This is a genomic window from Paenibacillus sp. V4I3 (assembly GCF_030817215.1).
In the GTDB taxonomy this organism is placed as follows: domain Bacteria; phylum Bacillota; class Bacilli; order Paenibacillales; family NBRC-103111; genus Paenibacillus_E.
Genome location: NZ_JAUSZA010000001.1, coordinates 3173262 through 3196490, shown reverse-complemented (window position 1 = coordinate 3196490; position 23229 = coordinate 3173262). Strand labels below are relative to the sequence as shown.

23 protein-coding genes and 1 pseudogene are annotated in these 23229 nt (G+C 39.5%); 6 read left to right on the top strand and 18 right to left on the bottom strand.

What is annotated here, in order from left to right; genetic code table 11:
* Positions 1–209: 209 nt before the first annotated feature.
* The 5 genes from QFZ77_RS14745 to QFZ77_RS14725 form a co-directional block, all read right to left on the bottom strand.
* On the bottom strand, positions 210–1751 hold the full coding sequence (locus tag QFZ77_RS14745; protein ID WP_307440740.1) for a stalk domain-containing protein: 1542 nt from the start codon (positions 1749–1751) through the stop codon (positions 210–212).
* A gap of 323 nt (positions 1752–2074) precedes the next feature.
* Positions 2075–2941 (bottom strand): hypothetical protein, encoded by an 867-nt coding sequence (locus QFZ77_RS14740; protein ID WP_307440738.1) that lies wholly within the window; start codon positions 2939–2941, stop codon positions 2075–2077.
* Between the two features lie 187 nt (positions 2942–3128).
* The gene (locus QFZ77_RS14735; protein ID WP_307440735.1) at positions 3129–3482 is read right to left on the bottom strand and encodes a DUF3221 domain-containing protein; all 354 of its coding nucleotides are present in this window, start codon (positions 3480–3482) and stop codon (positions 3129–3131) included.
* 179 nt (positions 3483–3661) lie between these two features.
* Complete coding sequence (locus QFZ77_RS14730) at positions 3662–4186, bottom strand: hypothetical protein (RefSeq protein ID WP_307440734.1); 525 nt, start codon at positions 4184–4186, stop codon at positions 3662–3664.
* Between the two features lie 228 nt (positions 4187–4414).
* Complete coding sequence (locus QFZ77_RS14725; protein ID WP_307440732.1) at positions 4415–4609, bottom strand: hypothetical protein; 195 nt, start codon at positions 4607–4609, stop codon at positions 4415–4417.
* 194 nt (positions 4610–4803) lie between these two features.
* Here QFZ77_RS14725 and QFZ77_RS14720 point away from each other — a divergent pair, with 194 nt between their 5' ends.
* Entirely contained in the window at positions 4804–6081 is a 1278-nt protein-coding gene (locus QFZ77_RS14720) for an IS110 family RNA-guided transposase (RefSeq protein ID WP_307440730.1), read from the top strand.
* A gap of 595 nt (positions 6082–6676) precedes the next feature.
* Here the strand turns inward: QFZ77_RS14720 and QFZ77_RS14715 are convergent.
* The 6 genes from QFZ77_RS14715 to QFZ77_RS14690 form a co-directional block, all read right to left on the bottom strand.
* Positions 6677–7429, bottom strand: coding sequence for a hypothetical protein (locus QFZ77_RS14715; protein WP_307440727.1), 753 nt, complete (start codon positions 7427–7429; stop codon positions 6677–6679).
* A 169-nt stretch (positions 7430–7598) separates the two neighbouring features.
* Positions 7599–8267 (bottom strand): DUF4309 domain-containing protein, encoded by a 669-nt coding sequence (locus QFZ77_RS14710; protein ID WP_307440725.1) that lies wholly within the window; start codon positions 8265–8267, stop codon positions 7599–7601.
* 363 nt (positions 8268–8630) lie between these two features.
* Complete coding sequence (locus QFZ77_RS14705; protein WP_307440723.1) at positions 8631–9794, bottom strand: serine hydrolase domain-containing protein; 1164 nt, start codon at positions 9792–9794, stop codon at positions 8631–8633.
* A 351-nt stretch (positions 9795–10145) separates the two neighbouring features.
* Positions 10146–11081, bottom strand: coding sequence for a phosphotransferase (locus QFZ77_RS14700; protein ID WP_307440720.1), 936 nt, complete (start codon positions 11079–11081; stop codon positions 10146–10148).
* Between the two features lie 113 nt (positions 11082–11194).
* On the bottom strand, positions 11195–11938 hold the full coding sequence (locus tag QFZ77_RS14695) for a GNAT family N-acetyltransferase (protein WP_307440718.1): 744 nt from the start codon (positions 11936–11938) through the stop codon (positions 11195–11197).
* Positions 11939–12252: 314 nt separating this feature from the next.
* Complete coding sequence (locus tag QFZ77_RS14690) at positions 12253–12858, bottom strand: stalk domain-containing protein (protein WP_307440716.1); 606 nt, start codon at positions 12856–12858, stop codon at positions 12253–12255.
* 352 nt (positions 12859–13210) lie between these two features.
* Between QFZ77_RS14690 and QFZ77_RS14685 the strand changes: the two genes are divergently transcribed.
* On the top strand, positions 13211–13459 hold the full coding sequence (locus QFZ77_RS14685) for a hypothetical protein (protein WP_307440714.1): 249 nt from the start codon (positions 13211–13213) through the stop codon (positions 13457–13459).
* A 1417-nt stretch (positions 13460–14876) separates the two neighbouring features.
* On the opposite strand, the gene QFZ77_RS14680 is transcribed toward QFZ77_RS14685, so the two are convergent.
* The gene (locus QFZ77_RS14680; protein ID WP_307440712.1) at positions 14877–15761 is read right to left on the bottom strand and encodes an SDR family oxidoreductase; all 885 of its coding nucleotides are present in this window, start codon (positions 15759–15761) and stop codon (positions 14877–14879) included.
* Between the two features lie 102 nt (positions 15762–15863).
* On the opposite strand from QFZ77_RS14680, the gene QFZ77_RS14675 reads away from it, so the two are divergent.
* From QFZ77_RS14675 to QFZ77_RS14665, 3 genes and pseudogenes are all read left to right on the top strand, one after another.
* Positions 15864–16253: a MerR family transcriptional regulator gene (locus QFZ77_RS14675; protein WP_307440710.1), complete on the top strand. Its 390-nt coding sequence runs from the start codon at positions 15864–15866 to the stop codon at positions 16251–16253.
* Positions 16254–16374: 121 nt separating this feature from the next.
* A pseudogene (locus QFZ77_RS14670) lies at positions 16375–16754 on the top strand (LLM class flavin-dependent oxidoreductase); the annotation flags it as partial.
* A complete protein-coding gene (locus tag QFZ77_RS14665; protein ID WP_307440708.1) occupies positions 16751–16960 on the top strand; it encodes a hypothetical protein in 210 nt (69 codons plus the stop codon). The pseudogene QFZ77_RS14670 and the gene QFZ77_RS14665, both read left to right, overlap by 4 nt.
* Positions 16961–17043: 83 nt before the next feature.
* Here the strand turns inward: QFZ77_RS14665 and QFZ77_RS14660 are convergent, their stop codons facing one another.
* From QFZ77_RS14660 to QFZ77_RS14635, 6 genes are all read right to left on the bottom strand, one after another.
* Positions 17044–17442 (bottom strand): hypothetical protein, encoded by a 399-nt coding sequence (locus QFZ77_RS14660; protein ID WP_307440706.1) that lies wholly within the window; start codon positions 17440–17442, stop codon positions 17044–17046.
* Positions 17443–18006: 564 nt separating this feature from the next.
* Positions 18007–18219 carry a hypothetical protein gene (locus QFZ77_RS14655; RefSeq protein ID WP_307440705.1) on the bottom strand — a complete coding sequence of 71 codons (213 nt, stop codon included), beginning with the start codon at positions 18217–18219 and terminating at the stop codon, positions 18007–18009.
* A 140-nt stretch (positions 18220–18359) separates the two neighbouring features.
* Entirely contained in the window at positions 18360–19202 is an 843-nt protein-coding gene (locus tag QFZ77_RS14650) for a tyrosine-type recombinase/integrase (RefSeq protein ID WP_307440703.1), read from the bottom strand.
* 625 nt (positions 19203–19827) lie between these two features.
* On the bottom strand, positions 19828–20634 hold the full coding sequence (locus QFZ77_RS14645) for a hypothetical protein (RefSeq protein ID WP_307440700.1): 807 nt from the start codon (positions 20632–20634) through the stop codon (positions 19828–19830).
* Between the two features lie 5 nt (positions 20635–20639).
* The gene (locus tag QFZ77_RS14640; RefSeq protein WP_307440698.1) at positions 20640–22397 is read right to left on the bottom strand and encodes a TniQ family protein; all 1758 of its coding nucleotides are present in this window, start codon (positions 22395–22397) and stop codon (positions 20640–20642) included.
* Complete coding sequence (locus QFZ77_RS14635) at positions 22394–22717, bottom strand: hypothetical protein (RefSeq protein WP_307440695.1); 324 nt, start codon at positions 22715–22717, stop codon at positions 22394–22396. The genes QFZ77_RS14640 and QFZ77_RS14635 overlap by 4 nt, the downstream gene beginning before the upstream one ends.
* Before the next feature lie 150 nt (positions 22718–22867).
* Here QFZ77_RS14635 and QFZ77_RS14630 point away from each other — a divergent pair, with 150 nt between their 5' ends.
* Complete coding sequence (locus QFZ77_RS14630; protein WP_307440694.1) at positions 22868–23206, top strand: helix-turn-helix domain-containing protein; 339 nt, start codon at positions 22868–22870, stop codon at positions 23204–23206.
* Positions 23207–23229 lie beyond the last annotated feature (23 nt).

The window sequence follows — 23229 nt, the reverse complement described above, 5'->3', positions numbered from 1 at the left end:
AACTTCTTTCGGCTAACGTCTTTTTTGCGAACTTCGTAAATTCGTCATGACTTAAGTTATTCGCGAAGTCATTCAACTATCCTGCCCGTTAGTGGAACAGGCTACCGAAATAAGTCAGCGGTAGCCTGTTGTGGTATTCTTATTTACCTATCGTTTTTCGTTAAAATGAAACTCGGTCATGCCATCTATTAAAACCAATCCGTGGGATATCAACTTTGTGGTATTGTTACGATTTCCTTTCGCGCCTCATTCGGAAGTACGAGTGAAATCGTTCCAAATGAATTAGTCACATCTTCGCGCTCGTTTTTGTATCCAGTCTCTGTATACTTTCCATCGACATCAATGCGGCCTGAACGATGGACCGTAAGCCCGTAAGGTTCAACGTAGAAATAGAGAAAGGGCTTGTTGATTTTTGGTGTCGATCCTGTACGGTCCTTAAGCTTATCCGTAAACAATTGTTGAGCGGCGTTACCTTCTATCTGTTCGACGTTAGCCTGCCAAGTTGCCACAAAAAAATCATCCTTATATTCAAAAAAAGTGATGGTTTCATTGTTTTCGATCATAAAAAACCGCAGCGCCTCTCCCTCAGGAAACAGGAACGCCACTCTGGAAGCAGGTTGAATAGTTTTCAAAGGCGGGTTCTCATAATTGCGTAAACCGTATGCACCCATATTAGCTGTTAAGATAGATCTACTTCTTTCCAAGTCCCCTGAGAGGATCTGAGCGAAGTAGTTCTCATTGTACCGACCTGCATACGGCGATTGGATAGATACGATATTGCCATTATAGTCCACCTTGTATCCGAGTTGCTCTGCAATGAGCCGTAACGGTACATATACGCGATTATTTATAGTTCTGACCGAAACTTCAAACCAAACGTAGAACTCCTCATCAACGGCACTATTCTCAACCCATGCTGTCTTTTCTCCGATAGTCAGTGAAATTTTCTTTGACCACTTAGTAACGATAGCGGTTTTTTGTTCCTGATTCCACTCGACTGACGCACCGAGAGATTCTGAGATATCGCGAAGCGGAACCAGCACCGTGCCCTCAACGTTAACGGGTGGGCTGTCTATTTGCAACTGTTTGTTCTTTACCCAAATACTAATATCTTTGGCCGCGTTAGAGTCTTCCATCGAGTCATATTTTTCTTCAATCAAAGAACTTGCTTGAAGTGTGTTCACTTGCGTTTTCAATCGTTCAATAAACGTAATCGCTTCTGTTCTTGTTACCTCATCACCTTTTTGGAATCCGTTTATGTTCTTATCTGTCTTGCCTTCTGATAGTCCAAGATCTAGCAAGTATTGTATGGAATCATCTGTACTGTAATTTTTACCAGTAGCGTTTGCAAGATATTGTGCCACCATCCCCCTATTTAAATATACAGGACTCGTATGCCCACCTAAAGATGAAGGTGTAACAACTTTCCATTTCATTTTATTGGCATATCTGATATAAGGTGCTGACCATTCTCCCGTTTCTGACGTAGGATCATAATCACTGGGTTGGTAAGCGCGGATAAGCATAGCTATAAATTCTGCCTGTTCAACATTTTGATTCGGCTTAAATGAGCTATCAGGATATCCATCTACAATCTTATTTTCGATAGCCCATTGAATATTTGAATAACCCCAGAAACTAGGAGACACATCGTTAAAAGTAATAGTGACTGCCTCTGCTTGGTTGAAGGTAACTCCAAGTATAGCTACTGATAATATGGCAATTGTAATTCTCTTAAAGCTTTTTTTCATTTTGGAATCCCTTCCTAAGGTCGCATATTATTACGAGAAGCACAATTATTTTAACATTCTCAGTTCATTTGAGCATAATGTTAAAAAATAGAAAAAAGAATCATCCTTAACCGAAATGATCCCTTTTTAAGTATCATTAAATAAAGTTGCTGCAGGTGAGAAAAAAGAAGAGTATTTCCACGTTCTACTTCCCGTTAGCACAATAGGCTGCACGCGGCAGCCTTTTTACGTTTGTTCAACTATAGTTCCTCGTTAGTTTAACAAGTACCATTTGAAAATCAATTTGCCCCCTTATCGCATCATTTCCTGAGGAATATAAATACTTAAGGCAAAAGGACCTTCCAGTAATCCCAAGCCTTTAAGTAATCCGCTAAATCATGTGGATGGTGTTTTAAACAAATTCCGATGCGACAATATAGCTGAATTATTACTTCTTCGATAAGCCTTGATCTCTCAATAGGCTCATGATTTAACAAAGTGAAAGTTGAAATTAAAGTTTCTAGGTTCAAATCGTCAGGTGAGGAGCAAAATGCATAAATAAAATCATATAATACAGGTCCAACAATAGGTGAAGGGTCAATTACTCTTGTTAATGTGTTCTGATCAAACACGAAATTATGGACACCACAATCACCGTGAAGCAAAAACCTTTCATGTTCTTCACCCGTCGATATGTTTCCAACATATGATTTCACTTTATAGTAATCCTCAACAGGTAAAAGGCTGCCCACATTAATTCGGGCGTATTCCACACCTCGATCAATGAAGTCACGCCAAGTTTGACACGGATCTTCTAACCAGAAACCCCACTTATCAGTTTGCTGATAGATTTCGTAATGATTCAGAAGTTCTTTGATCAAAAGAGTCAGCCAATTTATTTTTGCACCACGATTATAATGCGTTGTACCAGCAGTATAGAAATATACAATGTACGTTTTCGCAGGATCAGTATAGAGAATCTTAGGTAATAGTGTGTTATTTGTATATGTTTGATACAATTGTTCGACCAAGAAAATATTTTCTGAACTATCGAGCTTCAACACGTATTTTGGATTATCGTTGACTGTAAGAGTGTATACAAACCCTTCCGTAGTTCCATTCATCTTGTTAAGAACTTTAGTAGTGCAATCAATTACGCCTTTTTCACATAGACCTTTAATTGTGTCGTTAACATCTATTCCTAAAGTCATATTTACTACCTCCCGAAATTACCCTTTTAATTTTATATTATAGATTCTCGGATAGATAGGTATAGATTGGATAAAATCAACTCTACTGTCCATTAGTTCAACTTTACCACGGGCTGCCACCACGTTAAACTGCCCGTTAACGTAATGAAAGCCACCGATCATACCGGCAGCCTCGTCCTGGGGTTAATTAGTCCTTTTGTCTTTCTATCTTATCAGCTACAATTTGAGGGGGATCAGATTGCATCACAATATATTCGCCTTTGTCATTTGTTTTGGGAGTTACATTAACTTTTTCGCCTACTCTAAGTTCGTTATAGAGTTGGGAATCTTCAACAATATAATTGACGAATTCGACTTTGTTATTTTTGAGGGCAGTAAAGTTACTTTCAGAATCCTTCCGAGAAATATTCTTCGCCACTAAGATTCTTTGGTCTTCCTTAGAAATAATATAATTCCCCTTTTCGGCTTCAGACGAAGCATTACAACCACTAATCATACATAAGACAAGTACTAAAGTTACTCCTAAAACTAACTTTTTCAATATTTTTTTCCTCCTCGTAAACAAAACCTACCTTCTTTATTTGACGGATCTATGGAAAATTTGTTACGTTAAACTCCCGTTATGAAGCTATCGTTCTCCGTTAGCGTAGCAATATTGCTGACGAGCATCTCCCCAGTTAAACTATCTACTGTAATTGATGTAATAAAAATGCTACTATTCTAACGATAAGAAAATGCTTCAATAGTTACACCTGTTGTTGCATCCACAACGACATTAAATTCATTATTACTTTTGCGATGCTCCTGTTGCTCAACTGGAGCATTATTTAGTATATCTAATTTTGGTCCACTACTTGGTATGTTCAAGCCCCTGAAAGAAATAATATATGCTTGTAATTTTTCAATACCATTCTTCTTAAGGTCTGGATTCTTTGTGATGGCTTCGTCAGAAAACAATCTAAAAGGAGAAGTAATTAGTTGGTATTCAACATGTATGTCCTTAGACATTGTTCCAAAGGTTTTCTCAGCATTCTCAATAGCTAGTGTAGCATTAATTTTTGGTTGAGTTGTTGGAGTTTCAAATTTCATATTCATTCGTTCCAATTCATTCAAATCATGGTCAGTATTTTCTACTCCAATCGAAATTGATTGTGTAATATTAATTGGTTCTTTTGCAAAAATGGCAATTGCTATAAGTACCCCTGCAAATATTACTGCTGAAACTATGAAAGATGATTTCCTCATTCTATCCCCCCGCTATTATTAACTTGATATAGATATTATGAATTTATATCCTTTCCAACTTACTTTATACCATATGTTGGAATTGCGATTTTTATATTCAAGCGGTGGAGGTGCTATGGAAAAGAAAAAAAAGAGCCAGTCAGCGCCTTTGAATTTTCAAATATCGTTTCCGTTACTTCAACAAACGAATTATGGAGCCTGATAGCAACTCCTATACATTGTTTCCCATTAGTGACGTTTTTTCTTCCAAATGAAATAAATAACAACTAAACCTAATACAATAATCCCCAAAATGAGTTGAGCATTACTATGCGGAAATATCGCCTCAATACCTGCATTAAATAAAGCCTTAGCAAAAATAAGTAATAAAACAAGGAACATGCCTCCGATGCAACCTAAAATCACGTAGAGTAAAGTTCTCAACAGAGGCTCACCCCTCTTGTTTTTTAGTCTCAACAACTTAATAATCATTATGACCATTACCTATTCTTAACAATCCTGCCCGTTAACATTCCTGTAGGTGTTAGTAGATTGAACTTGCAGAAAAAAGGGACGCCTCGCTAGGATGAGTATGTACTGGGTTGCAGCCCTCAGAACTCACCTTAGGAGGCATTATTATGAAGTCTAATCCAATTAATTCTCAAAATCAACGTGTAGAACGAATCTCCACTACCACTCTGGTCATAGGCATCGATATTGCCAAGGAGAAGCATGCTGCACAAGCCATTAATTTTCGAGGTATTGTCCTCACCAAGCGCCCTATTCTATTCTCCAATGACCTAGCCGGCTATGAGCATTTAAAACACAGTATTCGGAAATTACAGAAGATGCACGGCATGAATGACTTCGTTGTGGGAATGGAAAGCACCGGTCACTACTGGTTCAATATTGCCAACTGGTTGGTAGATCAAGGAATTGATGTGGCTCTTGTCAATCCAATGACAACCAAACGCAATAAGGAAAATAGAGATAACTCACCTTCCAAGAACGACACAAAGGATGCTCTGGTTATCGCCGATGCGGTGAGTCGCGGATTCTACACACCCTTCGCTCCAAAGGATGAAGCATTCCGCCGTATACGGGTCATGGTTACAAACAGAGAGCACTGGGTTGTTAAATCAGGACGGATTAAAAATAGAATCCACCGCTGGCTCGATATCCGTTTTCCAGAATACAGACAAGCATTTGATGATATTTTTAGCGATCGTTCCTTGGCCACTTTGCGCCGGTTCCCAGCCCCCTCTGACCTATTGCAGCTAACTCCGGAGCAAATAGTACAGATCTGGGGTGAGTATATGGCCAGACCTGGCGGGGTGCGAGGTAAGAACAAGGCGATGGAACTTCAATCACTCGCTAGACATAGCGTGGGTGACACTATTGCCCTTGAAGAAGACAAATGGGAGTTAACGCACCTCATCGAAGAGTATGATAGAATTCGCGGAATCATTGATGAAGCGGACGAGATGATTGAAAAGGTACTTCCTGAAATTCCTTGTTCAGATCTCGTACGATCTGTGGGTGCTTCTGTTCCTGCAACGGCTGCTATTTTGGCATTTGGCGGGGACTTACGTAAGCTGTCTCACGGAAATCAGTTATTACGGAAGGCAGGATTGAACTTAGCAGAACGAAGTTCAGGCAAGTATAAGGGGCAAATCAAGCTCACCAAACGAGGCAACTCACTTCTGCGTAAGCATCTCTACTTCACAGTGTTTCACCTGTTATCTTTCAATGAAGCGTTTCAAGCCTTTCATGCTCATAATACCGAAGTGAAACGAATGACGAAAATGCAGTCCATGATGAAGCTGATTGGGAAACTGGCCCGGATGCTTGTAGCCATGGCGAGAGAAGGGCAAACATTTTCAATGGATAAGGCACAGCTACCATTAGCAGCATAAATAGTAAATCGTAACCCTGACACGTAGATTGGCTCATTCGTAGGATCTCACAAAGAAAGCACGGAGTACCGAGATTGTTCAGCTTTAGGGCATAGACCCGTTCCGTTAACGTTAATCGGACTCCACACCTTGGAAAGATAGGACGAAGGAATGTGAGGGCATAGACCCGTCGAGATTTGGGAGAGTGAATCCCCAAGGACCTTGTGGAGAGAAGCGTGCAGTATAACTTTATTATGGAAGATGTTGTAAATACATCAGCACCTTCTGTTCCCGCATGCGCTCTAACGGAACTGCCTGCCATACACTACCCAAACACCTGAACTCCTATTTAACATGCATATTGAAATCCTGCGAATGAGCGAGCATTCGTGAGAAAATCCTTATTCTCTGAGGGAGTTGAGCGACCATCTGCAGTAAATACATATTTTCTTAAAACAAAAAAAAACGCAACACACAGAATTCATGATCCGAAACTCCTAGCACCTGATTTAAGACCGCAAATAAACTACCCCAATAAAAACAAGGAGCAGCTGCCACGGCAGATCTGTTCCTTGTTTTGTTCAAATGTTGTTCTCCGTCCCTCAGTAATCGATTGTTAGATCTTTCTCCAGAAGTGTTTGATTAAATCATGATATCCTGACTCAATCATTATTGAGTTAATTACTTCTCTTAATGCTTCATAAACTTGTTTTCCAGCTAACCATTGCTCACAGAGAGACACGATAGTCGCTCCTTGTTTGTGACTGTTTATTAACCAAATACTTTTCCATTTCGGATAAGGGTAAGGCTCTCCCCTTGAGAGAAAAGGTAAAGCCAATGCCGCTTCAATTGATCTGGTCATCATAATTGTTTTTCCCAACGTTTCTCGCGATGCAGGAACAGTTACACCTGTACGAAAATCTTTATAGCATTGCATGATAAGACCCAAGGTTATTGATCGAAATCGCCTGGTCGCTTCAGTGTTAAGTTGCGAAAGGATTTGTTCATGATCCTGAATAGAAATAGCATGTTGGTATATCCAAAGTACCTCAGGATCACTTCCATTCAATCGGTTTTGGAGCCAAGTCAAAGGTCGGATCTTAATATCTACTAAGGGATGATGATTCTCATCGTGAACCCATAAATGTTGGACCCCACCCGCCAATTCGACTAAAGCAGTGTGCAGTTCATTGGGAATTATTAATTCAATATCGAGGTCTGATGATTCGTTAGACATTCCAAACGAGTAACTTCCAGTTACTATTATTAAAGCTGCATCTAAAGCTTCTGAAAGAAAGGGGTAAATACTTTGTTGTTTTAACGGACCATTAAAATAATCAGACACCAGTTTTTGGACATCCGGATTCATATTCCTATCCCCTCCTTTATTGGAACATATACGGTAATGTTTTCAACCATGCTATTATTACTGGAATAAGCCACAGAGCAATTCACCTGTAGCCGAGATGGTACAATCTTATGGAACTAATGTTCTGCGTTAGTGCAGTGTGTAGCATTAAGCATTTTAATTTATTGGTTTATTTCTTTTTTAATGTCAGATACTTAATTACGCCATTTTTAGTATCCGCATTAAAGAATACTTGGTAATCCCCCGCCTCATAATTCAGATACCATCCACTTTCAAGGTCGTTTAAACCTTCATCTTTCGGCTCACCAATTGCTTTTTTTAATTCATTAACTGTATATTTGACTGTATCTCCAACTACTCGAATTGCGCTGACACTCTCATCGGGATTACCAAAGTAATAATAATAATCAAACCATGAATAATATTGCGTTTGCCAACTTCCTGTTTTTTGGGGCTCTCCCCATTTTTGAACGACATCATATTTATTGGACCCAATTCCAAATTCAATTCCTTTGATTTTGCCTTCTGAAGCAAATGAGAAAAAGTCTTTATCCAAAGGTAGTTTTTCACTTAAATTTGTTTGTTCAATTGTAATCGTTTTGGTAGTGTCTTCATATTTAACAAGAGCACCCATGGACTCAGAAACAAAACGAACTGGTACATAGGCGTGACCATTATGATTTAACACTACATATTCGTTACTATCCAATTGTTTACTTACGCCATTAAACACAAACTTGGCAGGAAACAAATACGCTTGTATTGTGTCTGAGGCATATACAGCGGTTGTTGCAGTTAAACCAATTCCACAAATTAGACCTAAAACAAACTTTTTCAAAATTCATCACTCCCTTTATTTACCACTTTAACATTTAGACGGTACGATTAAGTAAAAGTTGCTCTAACAATTTCGATTATTTTACAATATTTTACAAAACATGTACACCACAGGATTCCATTAAACTGACCGTTAGTTTAGTCGCCGGGGCGGCCATCACTTTACAAACCCGCCTAACAAAGAGTCTTCATCTAGAATAATCATCACTCCAACCTACTAAAAAAGCGTTCACCCAGTAGAGTGAACGCCTTTTATCAGTGTCTCAATAAAGGAAGGGATTATCTAATTCGATGCTTCTCAGTTTTTGAATCATTTGCTGTGATTATAGCGCCATGGATTCTCTCGCCACCGTTAACCCCGAACTTAGTCCAATGCCCCGTAAATGGCAGCCCGCAGTCGAGGATGAATGAAGGGCTCAAGGCTCGGCAACAGCTGCTGCATGTACACGACGGACAATTCTTCCTTAGGATCGATCAACAAGTAAGACCCGGCTAGACCGGCCCAGCCGAATTCACCGATTGAGCCGTTGATGCCGCCGGCTGCAGGATCGGTCATAACACGGACCCCCAAACCATAGCCATAACCACTCATTTGCGGCCAGTTAAAATCCTTGATCTGTTGCGAATTTAAATGATTGGTCGCCATCAAATGAACCGTTTTCGGGCTAAGAATCCGCACCCCGTCCAGCTCCCCGCCCTTCGCCAGCAGCTGCGCAAATCGGCTGTAATCGCCGATCGTCGAAAGCAGGCCACCTCCGCCGCTTTCATGACGGCTTCCCGGTTGATAGCGGGCATCCATCCTGGTATTAGGAGTAAGCGTGCCGTCTTCTGCAAGATCGTACATGGTACATAAACGATCCCGCTTATCCTCCGATATCCGGAATGAGGTGTCGGTCATTCCCAACGGAGCGAAAATTTCCTTCTGCAGAAACTCTCCGAATGTTTGTCCGGACAGCACTTCGATCAATGCTGCCAAGACATCGTGGCTTGTACCATACTTCCAGTGCGTGCCGGGATCGAAAGCCAGCGGAACTTCTGCCAACGCTTTGGACAAAGCCTGCATGTCTACGGTCGCTGCAGCGTTCTCCATGATTGTACGGGTTTGCCGTTCGGTTTCCGTGCCGTCACCACCATACGTAAGCCCGGAGGCCATCGTGAAAAGATCCTTGATCCGGATCGGACCCACTGCAGGGGATAAAGACTTGGTACCATATTCGTTATATCGGTACACCTGCGGATTTTTGAACTCCGTCAGGTATTCCTCCAACGGATCGTTAAGCAGATAAAGTCCTTTCTCATAAAGCATGAGTGCCGCTGCGCAGGTAATTACCTTAGTCATCGAATAGATCCGGTAGATTGTATCAGGAGTGATCTCCTTCTTCTTCTCCAAATCCGCATAACCCAGGGTTTCCTGATAAACAACTTCTCCCCGCCGCACAACGGTACAGGCACAGCCGACAGGCCCCTTTTCCATGACACTCTTAAGTAGTGGTGTCAATCGTTCATTCAGTCTCTTACTTGGGTTCATTTTCCTATCCCCTCCCAGAAACGTTTTCAACTATAATTATAACATAATCTTCCATAAGGATTAGTGCAATCCCTTTTTATCTCGGTAATGGGCGGGAGTCATCCCCATGAGCTTACTGAATGTACGAATAAATCCGGTTGAAGTTACAACATCATTCCGATTTAGAAGCGATCGCTTGTGTAATAATCTAATGCTACTATTAGCCGTGATCGTTTGCGCTGATAATGATATGTTGACTGAATCTGCCCGGTAGCTGAGAAGGCCGCCGATCGTTTGATGTCGGCAGCCTTCTCTGGATGTTATTTAACTAATGTTCCCAGTTAGTTTAACAATGAGTAATCACTTTCGGATTTAAATTAAACTTAATAGCTCATCACGGATCTCGAAATAAGAATCATTCCATCCCATCTTTGCATAAAAGCGTAATCCTATCAATCCATTATAATATTTAGCACCTATTAATCTTTCTTTAAAATTTGGTATGGTAATACCCTCTTCTTGCTGATAACTTTGGTATCTTTGGACCACATCGAGCTTTAAGTGTGTTTTTATGTGCCAGTCTAAAGTTGCAAGGTCAATAAGGAAATCTCCATATTTACCATTACTATCAATGACTCCAGTTATTCGTTGTCCATTTGATAAAATATTGTACTGGTGGAAATCACCGTGAATAAAATAACGATATGGTTCATTGTAGGTAGAGTAAGCTAACAATCTATTATAACATTCATCAAACACATCTTTCTCTAGGCAGGATGTTTTAAATAAGCTGTGCCAACCTTCCCAAAAGCTATCCGCTTGTTCTTCAGCATAAGTAGCAATAATATGTTCCTTCCAAGAACTATAAGCACCATCACCACTCGAAATTATCATGCCATAACCTTTTGTTGTACCTAACTTCACATGGTTCATTTGTGTTAGAATCTGAATGACCTCTGGAAGCATTCTGAGTTGTTGCTCATAAGAGCAACTGTTCAGATTTTGTCCACTTATCTTTTCTGAAATCAAATAGTTCAATGTTTTAAATTTACCTAGTTCCTTACAGAGAGGAAACGGAATTCCCTGAGAAGATAACAGGGTAGAAATGAATTTTTCAGTTTTAAAACTCCCTGCTAAATCGCAGAATTTAATTACGTATTCCTTGTCAAAAAACATGAAGGAGAATACAGTGCTTATATTCCCGAAACCTTCTACTGGCGTTATCACCGTCACATCCGAACTAAAATGCTTGCGTAATACTTCTTCCACTTCGGAAATTGCTACTGTTGGTTTTTTATATACAGTCATTTCTTCCCATCCTTTATTGATTTAATGAAAACAAGGAGCAATTCAGTGGTAGAACTGTTCCTTATTTGGATTGAACTAACGTTATCCGTTAGTTTAATCTTTTGGATATAAAATTACGATTCTAATCCTTCAAAATTGACTCGCCAATCAGTCACCCATGCGGGATAATACCCTACTCGGTGAGCTACTCTCTGTGAAGCAATGTGACTGGAGATGCAGTCATAACTCGGTATCTCTCCCCGTCCCAATATTTCAAAAGTTAACCTGTTTACAAGATAACTAGCCAATCCGAAATTACGATATTCGGGTAATACTTCTTCGCTAATTTGCCACATTTTTGCACAAGTTTTGCTTGCTCCTGCCACACCAACAATTTCCCCATTTTGCTTTGCAAGCATAACTAAATCAGTCTGCCAGGGAAGATTCCTATCAAATATAATAGCTTCATTGAATCTTGTACCATCAAATAAACTGAAGACTTCTTCTCGCTTAATCAGTTCAAATGAAAATAATTTCGGCGGTGTCATTGGCTTTATTCTTTCTACATCAGGCAGAAAATGCAAGTAAAGACCTCTGATAAATGGCAGGGAGAATACGGTATCCCTGTTTTTACCTTGCATATGTGTTTTGGCAATTAACAACCGTTCGGGTGTAGCCGATACTACAATTGATTTTCCCATTGACAGGATTTCAAAATAACGTGCCTTCCTTGGATATGGTCTGCATCCAGGATTTTGTTTAGCTTCAACAAAAATAATGCTATCCTTTTCGCCGTTCAGGTCATCGATAGAGCAATTCAGGTCAATAGCAAGTTGTGATTGCACAATGAACAGCATTTCTTTTTGTGTCATAATCATCGTTACCCTTCCTTTCGCTTGGGGGACGCAACGAAGCACCGTTGTGGTTTTCCAACGTAATTTTTCTGAGAGTAACCATGCAGGTCTTCTCTCTGCATCCCTAATCGTTTTGCGCCGCGGTCGCATAAATAACATACAGTTTTTGCCAAAAAATTAATAGACTTATGTTGAATTTTTTTATATACTATTATGTATCCATGACTTTTTTAGGGGTACCCTTTTTGCATATTGGCATTTGGTTAATCGGCATATAATTGTGCCGATTTTATTTTTTTGTTAACGTAATCTGCCTGTTAGTTCAATGACAAGGCGGATTATTTGAAGGCTGTGACTTCAAAACTCACTCTTTCATATTTAGAGAAATCCCCGACTTCGCCAGCCATAACATACTTATTTTCGCCCGTGCTTATGGTTTGCTTTTGGTTAGAGCCACCAGATTTTGACGTGCCTGATGCCGTCCCAATCAGCTTATCGTTCGCATCATAAAAATGCAGTTTAAACTCAATGTCATGTTCGGTTTTGATTTTCGGGTCCATCTCATGATCTAAAGCTAATAATCCTCTTATGCCCGTATATCCGCCGTCTAAGTACAAATCGAGCAAACCAAAGTGAATATTGGAATATTTTTCATCTGTAAGTATGGCTACATTTGAAGGAAAATGATTAATGGTAATGGTCTTGTACATCCCTTCATCTGAATAATCAACAAAAGCCCCTAGCTGCTCAGCCAAAAATCGGACAGGGACATAAGCGTGCCCTTGATAATTAAGAACAGCATATTCTTTGTCTAAGGGGGCATTTAGACCATTGATTGTGAAAAATGCTGGAAATAAATATGCCTGTATTGAATCAGAAGCTGCAACAACTGAAGTTAGTGAAAGAATTCCCCCTACAACTACACCCATAGTAAATTTTTTCATGTGATAACCTCCATAGATTTTTGTATCTGTATACGCACACATATGGAAAAAGTTGTATTTATAAAACACAGAAGAATCTTTTCATATCTACCTGAAGGTGATATACCAAAATTTACTCAAAAAAGACAGTCAAAGACCGTAGTAATTAAAGTCTTTGACTGTCTTTTATTCCGCTATCGTTCCTTCGTTAGCTCAACAACAAAACAAAACTGGATGATTTTTTTAAAATGAACGAATTAAAATTAATGTTCGTCTATCTGTAATGAAACGTTATTTTTTCTTCATCTAGGGTTAATCGTCAAGGGTTATAATGGGAACCCAAGACCACTTTTCAGCTAGGAGTGAGTTTATTATGAAAGCCGTCAATTTACCGTTTGAGGATTATTTAATTGATACCGATGATGAAGAAGTCATTTGGATCAAGGACAGAGCTTTTGTAATTAGGCCAGCAACTGACGATGATATTGAACGAATTGGAAAAGGGTATTTTACTTTGAATTATCCAGAAGAAATCGAGGAAGGCAAAGCAGAAATAGGCACTACGAAAATAAGTTTAAGTAATTTGAATATGAAAAGGGATTCCACCCTTGACAGAGATTGAAAACACATATACAAGGAGTCGTGATTCATCATGAGAATTGACGGGAAGCACACATGCGTTGATTGTTCAAAAGAATTCGAATGGATGTCGATAGTTGCTCAACTTATGAATTCGCCACGTTATACAGTTGCAACGATCGATAAGCATCAGGCCAGGATCCTGGAAAAACGGGGAAATACATATTTCATCAACATCTTTTGCCCACATTGCAGACAACTAAATTCATTTGAACACAGTGAGTAAGCACCTCAAACAATTGCGGTGCTTTTTCTTTTCTAATGAATGCAAGCGTAGACATCTGCAAAATCCCCGTTTTATTGAGCATGCCAATGGGAGTTGCTGTAGCAACTCCTTCATCGTTTTTATAGAGCCCTTAAACTATCGTTCTTGGCTCTACAAACATGGGTCGCGAGGTAGTCTTGGCCTGCTTTTTTCTGTCATTCAACTCCCTCGGTACCCGTTAGTTAAATCGATTCAAAACCATTTTTTACTTCATTTTAGTTTCTTGCTGTTGGATATCTCTTTGTCTTGGGGTTGAACGGGGTCACGAAGATGGAATAACGGGAGAAGGCGAGCTGCTATATTTACATAAAATGCAATTTTGATCGATCTGGTAGTAATACAGCCAGCTAGGCATCCGATATTCAATTTTAGTAATGTACCTGGAGTTTGGCAGGTATGTAATTCGATATACGCATTCCTCATATAGTGGAGGTTGGCTATTCAACGTTGCATGAAAACCGTTAACTTCCACATCCGCAAAAATTTTTCCAGTTCGGCTCTGTCTGGTACTAACAGTTGAAGGCAAACCTTCAGTAACCATCGGCTTCCCCGTTAAATAAACTCTCAAATCTCTTACATGGTAAGTGAAAATTCCTAAACACAGGAGACCTAACATAGCCAAAAGATAAATTTTAAAATTTTTGAATAATGAGGGATTCCGCTTAAATACTACAAGCATAATTAACATTACTGATATAAAAACGCCTAATGAAGATATCAGAAGAAGTACATAATCTCCACTGTCACTGGACCATGCCAAAATCGTAAAAAAACCAGATAAGAGTAAAGTTCCTAATACAACTGAAACCAATATAAGTTTCAAGAAACACACAACCTTTGTAAAATTTTTATGGCATGAAAGTGACTTTGCTCTAGAAGAAAAATAACGGCTTTATCCAGTTTTTACTTTATCCTTAATAATTAATAATTAATCATTCCTTATTAAATAAGCCTATGTTAAATCTTAATGCTGATTTTGAACCAAAAGAAAACCGCCTCTTAGTAAGGCGGTGATTGAACTATCGTGTCCCTTATCGAAATGATAAATTCCTTCTATGTTGCTTATTAAGCCCCACCTAACGGGGAAGAAAATGATTGATAAAGAAGAAACCATGGCTTGGGAAAGCGAAATTACTCAACTGTTGAAGTAGTGACCCTCTTCGAGATCCGGGATCAGTGCTGTGTGCACTGGCCGCCAGCCGAATCGCTCCCGGGTCAGTACGCTTGACGTCGGGTTATCGGCTTTCACGGCGAAGGAAAGCCAGCCGAAGTGGCTGTCAGCCTCTTCACGAGAAATGCTGACAACCGGCAGGTTCAGGTGGCGACCGATTACGCCGGCAATATCACGGAATGGCACACCCTCTTCACCCACCCCGTGCAAAATTGAGCCCGCCGGTGCGGCTTCCAACGCCAACCGGAACAGACACGCCGCATCGAAGCGATGAACCGCCGACCAGCGATTGGACCCATCCCCGGTGTAAGCAGAGACTCCCTTGGTGCGGGCGATGTCGATAAGGGTCCTGACAAAGCCATGATCGCCCGGACCGTGTACAGTCGGTGCGAGACGAACGACCGATGATCGCACTCCGTGCTGAACCAGCGTCATAGCGGCTTCCTCGGAGCGCCGAGGCGTAGTCGGGAGCGGAGCGTCCTCTTCCGTCCCGAGTCGTCCCGATGGGAGCATAAGCGTACCCGAGGCGCCGACGAAAGGTTTGCCCGATCCCTCGAGTTCTGATCCGATCGCCTCGATCGCCTGCCTGTCCGTCGCGGCGGCGGCTTCAAAGTTCGAGAAGTCGTGAATGAAGGCTAGATGAATGACGCCGTCCGCTATGGCGGCGCCGTCACGCAGGCTGTCGAGGTCATCCAGGGCACCTCGGTGTACGTCTGCTCCAGCGGCTTTCAATGCTTCGGCTGCCTTGTCCGAGCGGGCAAGCCCGACGACCTGATGCCCCGTGGCGAGAAGCTCGTGAACAACAGCTGATCCAACGAATCCAGTAGCTCCAGTGACAAAAACACGCATAAAGAATTCCTCCTAAAATGAAAATCATTACTTTCAAGTGAAATGATAAAGTATAGAGCGCACTCGATAGCAATACATTTCGAATCAATGTATAATAAAAAAATGGAAAATTATTTTTCGAGCAAACAAGTTTCTGAAAAGACTGAACTAAGCATTCATACATTGCGATATTATGAGCAAATAGGTTTAATTGATGGTATTGTACGGGACGAAAATGGATATCGTCAGTATTCAGAGTCCGATATCGTTTGGTTCCAAGTTTTAAATTACTTTCGAGCGATCGGGATGCCCATCCGGGAGATGCAGGAGTATACCGCCTTCAACAATAGTGAAGTCCCTACAATAACAGCTCGAAGAGAATTCATGGAAAAATACCGCAGGAAAGTTGTCGATCAAATGACAGAGCTTGAAAAGACGCTGGAGAGAATCGATGATAAGATCATTTTTTTCAAAAATCTTGAGGACTCAGATAAAGTACTAAAGGACGGATAATAAAACGTTTCGGAACGCAATGGTGGACATCTGATCATAACAACACATAACAATGACAAATCCATAAAAATGAAGAAGGAGCTGCATCGGCAGCTCCTTTTCCTGTATTCAAGCAAATCTTCACTCGTGGTTCCAGCTGCAGATCGCGACGCATTCACACGGCTTCATCTCGGATACGACCGAGAAGGCTGCCGACTTGTTCTACCCGTCGACGGCAGCCCAGATGAACACTATTGGCCGCGATCGCGGCTGGCCGCCATACACCCGCGAATCGTTCGACGCCGCCCGCAGCCTTCGCGGAGCGCTCTACGTCGGCGATCCCGAGTATGTTGCGGAGAAGATCGTGCTGCTTCGCAAGAATCTGGGCCTAACGCGCTTCCTCTTGCACGTGGACGTCAGCACGATGCCGCACCACGAATTGCTGCGCACCTCGAACTGCTCGGCACGAAGGTCGCGCCGATCGTCCGCAAGGAGCTTGCTCGCGGGGCCTCGCAGTGGTGAGCTTGGCTGTGGATGCCGATTTTTATCGGCATTCACGAAGCGTTCGCAGCGCGTGGGGGCAGCAATGCGGTCGGTCCATCACTCAGCAATGGGTCCGAACCAAGGTGCAAACCCCTGAGTTATCCATATTACCAGATATCCCCATAGTATTGATTCGCTTTTTTCTAAAACTGGATTTAATTGCAAAGGCAGCCGATCAACTTTGACCGGCTGCCTTCATCTTACTATTGAACTCTTGTTTCCGTTAGAGCTTAACTGAGATGCAATCCGATTGACATTATTTCTCAGATCACCAGAACTTCCACCAAGGGGTATTTAACCTTTTAATTTTATTAACTTCTAATTCAAGCCCATCAAATTTTGTGTCCGTCTCCGCTGCGACTATCAAGAAAACATCCGTTAGTTCTAACAAAGCTTCAATACTCAATCTGCTTATTGGAGTTGTAATTTGTATTATTTGCGATAAGTCCTCTTTTTGTTCTTGAATGCTTACGTCCCAATCATTGAAACTTGCCTTTAATACCTTTGCTTGCTCATATGATTTTGAGTAGAAAATTCCATTGATTATCCCTTTATCCCCTGTTTTTAAACCCAGTTCACGTAATTTCTGCCAAAGTTCTTTTGTGAGTACATGTTGCTTTAATCTCTCAGTAGGATCTATTAATTCGATCCCAGCGTAACCACTCATGGTGTATGTATCCCCCAAATTATTAATATCTGCACGATACGGGCTATTGTGAGGATGATTTTCCCTGATCAGCAGCAGTTGTATCTACCCTTGTTATCGGTTCTACTGATTCTTTATTAAAGGTGTTTCTTTATCAGCCTATCCTGCCCGTTCGTAATGACGGCTGCCCCGCGGCTGCCGTTTTGAGTTGAACTATCGTTCTCCGTCCCTCGGCGTAACAGTTTTTGTTGTATCTCTTGTTCTTCAACATAATTGCGATACTTATACCGCTGTAATAATCAACAATGTCTTGGTTAATTTCTGGGTTCAGTTGAATCGAATGTAAATCCGAAATCTAGCATTTTTTTCTATTTGAACTGCTTATATTTTTTAATGAATTCAGGTATTTGGTCTACACCCTCCATCCAAAAACCATAACAAGCTGTTGCATCTCCTTCAGGCGATGTGACATTCGTCTCTTCGGCTGGAGAAATGTAATAAGCTATAGACGATACCGGCAAGTTAGAAATATCGTCAATTATATGCCATTCACCCCAACTAGTTAAAGGCGGAGTATATTCATCTTCATAAATAGAAGCGGACATCTGTAGTCTTATATAAATTCCCATCTTTAATATATCTAAATATCTTTTCATGTTCTTCAAAAAGTACAATGTCTTGATCAAATTCAAATCCAATTTCTTTAATCGCCTCAACGAATTCGTTTTCAATCTTTTTTATTTCTACTTCATTTATCTCGCCGTTTAAAAACTTGCTTTGTAATTTGCCTCTGTTCATTAATATTTTACCCCTTAGCTAAATTAGTTCTCTTATTATATCCCTCTTATAGCATCAAAAACCTATATTACCCTTTTTACCAAGACCTCGGGCTGTTGAACTATGCTACCCATTACTTGAGAAGTAACAAATAAAATTCCCTAAAAATATCGGCGATATAATTCTCTTCTACGCTCTCCGCGCAGCTGCGCATAAATCTGTGTAGTAGATGCTTTTTCATGCCCAAGCATACCCTGAATAAATTCTAGCGGTGCACCGTTATCTAGCAATTGACAGGCATAGGTGTGGCGAAATCGATGAGGATATACATTAGCAGTAATTTTCCCGCGTTGTGCTAGCTTTTTTAAAGACCAACGTATTGTTGGAATTGCCAATCGACGGGTCGGATTCGTTTCGGTAACAAACAATGCTTTACAGGTATCTTCACGGCTCTCTAGGTATCTTTTTAACCAAACCTTACACTCGGTAGTAAAATAAACCTCTCTTTGTTTAGAGCCCTTACCATTCACAATTGCAGAACAGTTCTCCCAGTTCACGTCCTCAATGTTTATTTTCTGCACTTCTCCAACGCGGCAGCCCGTGCAGTATAGAAATTCCAACAGAGCATGCTCACGATGGGATCGACAGGTAATCTTAAGATGAATAACATCCTCCTCAATTAGAAATTTTGGAATACGTTTGTCCATCTTTGGCTCTCTCAGCTTGAGAGAAGGATTGCGTGTGATATGTCCTTCTTCAAATGCAAAGCGAAAAAGGGAGCGTACAAATCGAATCCGATGGCCCAAGCTGCTAGGTTTTAACCGCTCTGATACCCTTGCGAAGTAGTCTTTTAGCAAGTTTAAAGAAATTTCTTCAATCTCCAGATCACCCAGTTCACGAACCAACATCTTTAGTTGAAGAAAGTATGCTTTCATTGTATGCGTGCTGAATCCCAGAATACGTTTGTCAGCTTCATACAGCATCCATAAATCCTTCAATGTCATAATAAAACCCTCCCAAGTATAAGTTATCTCTAGCTTTGCTAGAATTGGGAGGGTTTAATCTTTATTGCTTATTGTTGTGCTAGTGTTTTTCGTTATGACATGCTTTCTTGCCTATCTTGTCGACGTTGAGACTACCCATTAAGTCCTACTGGAAATTAATAATAACGAACTTGAAACAAATAAAACTCCACATCACAATAGGAGTCACTTAAACCCAAATGTTTTGCTATACTTTAATAATTCTTGCCTTCATGACGCGTCAGTCTTTGCCCTTATCCTCATATCCCTGCATTTATCCTAATCATTTTGTTTACAACTGCAAATTTCATTAAACCACTCTATTTCACGTTAAATAACTTTATTTCAGATTAAACAACTTTATTTCATCTCGCCAACCACATCGTCCGCCTTGCTGCCTAGGATGTTGATAAAAGTGATTACATTGCACTCATTGTCCGTTTATTATCATAGCGTGTTTCTTCAGCGATCGTAGACGAATGAGATTTTCTATGAACACTGTGTGGTGAAACTCGCAAAAAGAAGTCAGTCCCCGATTCACTTACTAATCTCAAAACATCTCTCAATAAATAAATTGTACCTTTCAATTCTTATGCAGCATTTTACTTTACAAGGTTAACTTGGATATCCTCTCTAGCTTAGCGTGCCAGAACAATCGCTTTCTATGTTCTTTTTCTAAAGTTATTAAAAAGTATTTTCTTTGGAAATCAGTTATTTTCCTAATTTTATTCAATTCCGATATCTTCAATATACCTCTTGCAGTAAACTCAACTATTTTTTGTACATCAATAACAGCACATTTTAAAAGTGACTCTTTAGTTAAATATCCAACCGCTTTCTTAACCTTATAACAAGCTGGAGTTTCTAATAATGTTAGGGTTCCCAACTCAAAAGCAATTGAAGAAAATGCCCCGCATGATTCAACAGCTAATTTTCTTTTGTTTTCCCAGGCGGACCTTAGGAACTCTACTTCTAGAAATATTTTTTTCCATAATTCTACTTTATTAGATAAAAGTAATTCATTAATATACAGAGAATAAGCATCCTGATCGAATCCATTTATCTTACCTAATATATTTGGTGAATAACGTATGTACTTTTCTCCACTTACTTGAATTGGTTTAAGTATTTGAAGCTCCTCGGCGGATAATAAGTTACTATTTAATTGAGAAATGAACGGCAGAATTCCTAAATCATATAGAAGCTCATTCAATTCCAAACGATTGTATTCATAGACTTTACTCGTAATAAATTCTCCAATTACACCATGCTCTCTCCACAACATCCTCTTCTTGTTTAGCATATCTTGCTCGTCGCGTATGATGTTTTTTAATAATCGTAGCTTCCTTTCTGCATGCTTAAGTCTCACATATGAACCATCTGTAATGAAATTCTTCACCTCTTCTATGCTCAAGTTCTTCAGATCCCTTCTATAGCATTTAATTCATTAATCTCAGTTGACTTGCTTATGCATGCTTTAATCCTTAGAATAGTCTCCTCTTTGAAGTAATATCTTTTCCTACCATCCTTCCAAATCAAAGTGAAGTCAGCCTCAATACCTTGCTCTTTCAACACTTTCCATAATCTCTTCTCTCCAACTTTTAGGTTTTTCATTACATCATTAAAGCAAATTCCATTTTGTTCTTGCTTCCTTTTTTTAATAATTCCCCTACAAACCTTAACTTGCTCCTCATCATAATAGTTTTCAGCTAATGTTTTACCTTCACTTAGTCGGTAAGGCTTGATTTGCCCGGATTGTGTAAAAGCAATAATCTCAAGAATTGTAAAAGAATGCTTGGCATATTTAGATAAAACATGATGGAAATTAATCATTGAGGAACTTATTTCTTCAACTATTACACCAAGACACTCCTTAACAAGACTATTTACTTCTTGAATTTGGTACACTACTTTCGGAGAATTTGCCACACGGATAGGACTTAAGTAGCCAGCATCAACTATCTTTTGAACAGTATCTGGTATAACTCCAATAATTAATCCAACTTCTTTCTTTGATATCAAAGATTGCTTGATACTTAAAAAGTTATCTAACTTTGATTTTTCAACTAAGTATCTTTTCTGGCCGTTTGTAAATTTTGTTTCGATATGCAACTCATTGTAATCATTTAATTCATGCAATTTTTCATAAGCAATTCCTGTAAATTGTCTTACTTCTTCCTTTCTAACCCTAGATCTATGCTCTAGTAAGTTCGGATTTTTTCTAAATACTGAAAAATCTCTCCGGACATTACCTTCATCAATTTGATTAATAAAATAGGCATCATATGCCTCTGTAACCCAATAGAAATCGGCCTCCTCAAGTATTTTCTCAAAGGCATTAAGTCGTTCATATCGTTTACTTCCTACATTTCGCTTTAAAAAGTCATCCATAACAAAGTAGAAGTTGTTTGGGAAATCTAAATACATCCAATACACATTTGATAGTCCGACTGCTAATTTCAGACCACTTTTAACACCTTCTGATTGGTTATGAAAAAAAGACAAATTCTCAGACAACATCGCGGTATAGTCAATTCCACCAACAAGTAAGTGTAAGCTGCAATACGCCAACCGAATAAACTGAAAAAAATTACAATTAGAAATGACATTTCTATCCTTTTCCCATAAGGCATTTTGCATTCGTTGTTGGGATTCCAAAAAAAAGAAATTATCAATCGCCTCGGAGTGTATGTTTTCAAATTTACAGAAACATTTTTCACACTCTCGGTTCATAAAAGCTGACAAAGTTAACTTATGTTTGCACTGTGGGCATTGATCAACCAAAATTACTTTATGCACGACACATAAATGAAATGGAACAACACACCAAACTGTTCGATGATAATGTTTTTCCTGTATACAGATCGGACAATATTTGACCTTATTTTTCAATATAATTTTGGAATACATTTCTGATCCTAAAAAACTTTTTAAGTTGTACCCGTTTCTCTCATTAAGAAAACCATTTTCTCTATCTACTAACACAGTAAACATCTGTAATGCTTCTTGAGTAAATTCATTATTTTGCGCTTCATAAATTGATAAGTGCAGATAATTGTAGAGGTACGAAAATCGGTATCTATTTATCTTGGATACTCGATAGAGAAAGCCTGATATACTCTCATCACTTTCTATAAAAGGGCGGATTAGCAATTGTTTATTATATTCTTTAATCATTGTTTCCAGCGCCTTTTCTTACGATATTTGAGTTGCTCTTTTAGTGAACGTATTTGTGCTTGATAACTTTCAATACTTTGTTGATTCGTATCCACAGGCTTGGTCACACGTAATGCTATTGTTAAACTGCCATCTTTCAACAAGACTAAGATATAACCTTCGTCGAAATTATCTACGTAAATAGGAATATCACCTAAAAATTTTCCATACCACTGTTCTCGTATGGCAATGCTACAAGAATAAGTGCATCCTTTAAATACAATTCCTTCCTCAGTTACCTCAGCATGCTCAAGTGGAAATAAATCAATTAATTTTTCCACACTAGTTACACCTCCTATTAATCTACTAGTCCTATTATTTCCAAATGATAGTTTTATCATACATATATATAGTATTTCATTAAAAATACTATCCATCTCTCGTGTTTATCTGTATTCTGGTTGACTACACTTCAATTAGAGGTGTAGCTAATGTCTGAATCAATTTTAAAATTAATTGGTAAACGGATACGGGACTTACGGAAAGAAAAAAGATTGTCACAGGAGCAATTAGGTGAGTTGGCAAACTTAAACTACACCTACATTGGGGGAGTAGAACGAGCGGAAACTAATATTTCTGTGCTTAATCTTACAAAGATTGCACATGCATTGAATGTTGGGGTAATTGAACTCTTCTCTTATACTAGAATAAATAACCAAAAAGGGAGATCTTCTGATTTAGAACAAATTATTGAGCTTCTCCTTTCGATTAGTCCTAAAGAAGTGACAAAAGCAAAGAACATATTGATGGAAGTTTTTGATAAAAATTAAACGGCGGCCTGGGTGGCCGCCGT